Genomic DNA, 2,279 nt, shown 5'->3' with positions numbered 1-2,279 from the left:
ACCCTGAGACGGGGAGGTATATAAGTGAAGACCCGATAAGATTCTTATCTGGGGAGCCTAACTTTTTTGCTTATGTGGGGGATAGTAATGCTTGGGTGGATGTTTGGGGATTATTAGCTGATTTCATTGTAACTCCAGAAGGGACAATAGTAGCTACAAATTCAGATTTAAATTTAGTGAGTACAACTGATGATAAAAGTTGGTTTCAGATACACTTTTCACATGAACATGATGGATTGAAGCCTCATACTCACTATCCAGAAAAAAATGATAAAAACACAAATAGAAGATATAGAGAAACAACAGCTGATGATATAAATTTTGCTAATAAAATGCTAAAAGAAAATAAATTAAGACATAGAAATGGTCGAAAAGATAAAGGAGGTTATAGATGAGCCAATTTATACTGTTTAAGAATAGAATAGAAACTGAAGAATTTTCAAAAATAGAAGATCCTTTTTTAAAAAAATACGCAAATATTTTTTTTAACACTTCTTCTGATATATTTACAATTAATCATTTTGATGATATTTGTACATTTTCACAAAAACAAATTAATGATGGTATATCCATCTATGATACAAAACTGTATGATTTATTAATTAGATTAAAAAATGATGAACTTTATTTTTGGTATGCTTCTTATTTTGATGACTTAGATCTTATAACAAATTTTACAGATCTGATTAACTCTATAGAAGAAGCACTCATTAATTTCAATGCTGAGATATATATACACTATAGACCAGAGAATATAAAAAGTTTTTAAAATACGCCCATAGAAGCCTATAACCAAGAAGGCGAGTTGATATGGGAACGTGAACAAGACCTCTATGGCAACTCTCGTCAAGGTTTTGCCAAAGAAAACTTCAGATGTCCATTCAAGTATCAAGGGCAGTACTACGACCCTGAAATTGAACTCTGTTATAATAGGTTTAGGTATTATCACCCTGAGACGGGACGGTATATCTCAGAAGATCCTATTAAACTCTTAGGTGGGTTTAATGTGTTTGCTTATGTGGGGGATACTAACGTATTGACAGATGTTTTTGGGTTAAGTAAGAATTCTTATAATAGAAAAAAAGAAGTTGATAGAAGTTTATATGAGAGAAGAGAGCAAAATAAAGGAGATGTTACCTTTAGGGCAAAAAGAGCTGCAAAGAGAGAAACTATGAGAAGAAAAAATATTCCTATTAGTTTAATGTCTTCAACTAGCTTAAGTAAGGATGCGAGCGATACAAGAAAATTACCTAAGGACAGAGAGAATGAGAGATTTTTAAAGGAAACTCTTTATGATACAAATGGTAAAGTATTAGGAGAGTTATCTTTACATCAAGATGGACATATTTTTGATGATCAGAAAAAGTATGAGGAGAGGCATTATCATGATGAAGCTGGCTCTCATATTAGTTTTGAAAATGGTAGTATTAGAAGTACAAATCCAATGAAAAATGAAAAAAAAATATGATCGATTTTTTAAATAAAATAGAAACAAAATATTATTGTAGTTTTCATAACATTTCTGATTTGGAGATATTATTTGAGAATTTTATATTTTTTGCTTTTTTTAGGCATTCAGAATATTATAAAATTCCTTATGGTGATAATATCAATCCTAAAATCATTGAATATAAAAGTGCATTCAAAAATATTGGTATAGAGATCAGACATCCAAAAACAATTATAAAGAAAAAGTTGGTTTTAGGTAGAGAAATAGTATATTTTGATTTCCTCAAAGTACCATATGAAGATATTTCAAATAATATTTACCCCTTATCTAATATGAATAATATAGCTATTATACTTAAAAAAAACAATATAGATGATAATGATGATACTCTTTTTAATTTTTTAGAAGATGAAGTTATAGGTTATTTTTCTAAAAAAAACGGATTATCTTATTTTATTGATTATATTGATAAGATAATATCATTAAATTATTCTGTACCTATTTTTATTAAGGATTTAGAAGAAAATATAAAAGTTATGATTATATCAAATAAGTATATAAATAGTAATATAGAAATCCACTCATTCAATAATAGTAGATATAATTCAATTTTTAAAGCATCTTTTGAAGATATTAGTTATTTTAGAAGATATTAGAATTTTTGTCTTTTAAAAGAGACTTATTCTAAAAATGATAAAAGTAAAAACTCTGGTAGTTTAGTTATGAATGATTGGGTAAACCACCCTTGCACGAATGGAAAGAAACCTTTGAGTTCAATTACAGCACAGGATTATATGAGCACAGTCCCACCACTTGGATTTTTGAAGCA

Annotated in this window: 3 protein-coding genes and 1 pseudogene; all 4 read left to right on the top strand. The window is 28.3% G+C overall.

The window, feature by feature from the left end; all coding sequences use genetic code 11:
• Positions 1–395, top strand: a pseudogene (locus HMPREF9075_RS06290) (hypothetical protein); the annotation flags it as partial.
• Positions 392–769, top strand: coding sequence for a hypothetical protein (locus HMPREF9075_RS06285; RefSeq protein WP_009415662.1), 378 nt, complete (start codon positions 392–394; stop codon positions 767–769). The pseudogene HMPREF9075_RS06290 and the gene HMPREF9075_RS06285, both read left to right, overlap by 4 nt.
• Before the next feature lie 36 nt (positions 770–805).
• Complete coding sequence (locus tag HMPREF9075_RS13850; RefSeq protein ID WP_009415661.1) at positions 806–1,468, top strand: RHS repeat domain-containing protein; 663 nt, start codon at positions 806–808, stop codon at positions 1,466–1,468.
• Positions 1,465–2,106: a hypothetical protein gene (locus HMPREF9075_RS06275; RefSeq protein ID WP_009415660.1), complete on the top strand. Its 642-nt coding sequence runs from the start codon at positions 1,465–1,467 to the stop codon at positions 2,104–2,106. Before HMPREF9075_RS13850 ends, HMPREF9075_RS06275 begins: the two co-directional genes overlap by 4 nt.
• Positions 2,107–2,279: the final 173 nt, after the last annotated feature.

It is taken from the genome of Capnocytophaga sp. oral taxon 332 str. F0381, assembly GCF_000318275.2.
Taxonomy (GTDB): domain Bacteria; phylum Bacteroidota; class Bacteroidia; order Flavobacteriales; family Flavobacteriaceae; genus Capnocytophaga; species Capnocytophaga bilenii.
This window is presented reverse-complemented; position numbering and strand designations above follow the sequence as displayed.

Excerpts from the sequence above, each read along its gene's own strand:
- HMPREF9075_RS06285 (WP_009415662.1), top strand. The coding sequence starts at position 392 with ATGAGCCAATTTATACTGTTTAAGAATAGAATAGAAACTGAAGAATTT.
- HMPREF9075_RS06275 (WP_009415660.1), top strand. The coding sequence starts at position 1,465 with ATGATCGATTTTTTAAATAAAATAGAAACAAAATATTATTGTAGTTTT.